The following is a 544-nucleotide window of genomic DNA, read 5'->3' as shown; positions in this document are numbered from 1 at the left end:
CGGGTTATGGCGAGCGTGAGGAAGTTCCTCGAACGCAAGCTCAAGCTGAAGGTGAACGAGCAGAAGAGCCGCGTGGTAAAAGCGCGGGAGTTGACGTTTCTCGGCTTCGCCTTCGGAACCGGCGGCAAGATCCTGTGGAGCGAGAAGTCGCTCCATGCGTTCAAGGGCCGGATACGCGAATACACGTGCCGCAGTTGGGGCGTGTCGATGGAATACAGGCTCGGAAAGCTCGTGCGGTACATGCGCGGCTGGATGGGTTACTATGCGATCAGCAAGACCTTCAGGGAAGCGCGTCGCATGGATTTCTGGATACGCCGCAGAATCCGCTGCTGCTATTGGAAGCAGTGGAAGACCAACGCGAACCGAGTTCGCAACCTGATGGCCCTTGGTGTGAACCGCCGCAATGCGATTATCACAGGGGTGACGAAGCTGGGCTACTGGAAAATGTCCAAAACGCCCGGCGTGAATCAGGCCCTATCTAATCGCTACCTCAAGGAACAGGGACTGTTGTCGCTGGTGGACTTGTGGTCGCGCGTTCACTATC

Annotated in this window: 1 protein-coding gene; it reads left to right on the top strand. The window is 57.5% G+C overall.

What is annotated here, in order from left to right; genetic code table 11:
• Positions 1-544 (top strand): group II intron maturase-specific domain-containing protein (locus QEH53_RS23970; RefSeq protein WP_309025768.1); only part of this gene is annotated, 544 nt, incomplete at both ends.

Source organism: Pelagicoccus sp. SDUM812002 (genome assembly GCF_031127835.1).
Taxonomy (GTDB): Bacteria; Verrucomicrobiota; Verrucomicrobiia; order Opitutales; family Opitutaceae; genus Pelagicoccus.
Note: the sequence above shows the minus strand (reverse complement) of the source record. Positions and strands in the feature narration are given on the sequence as shown.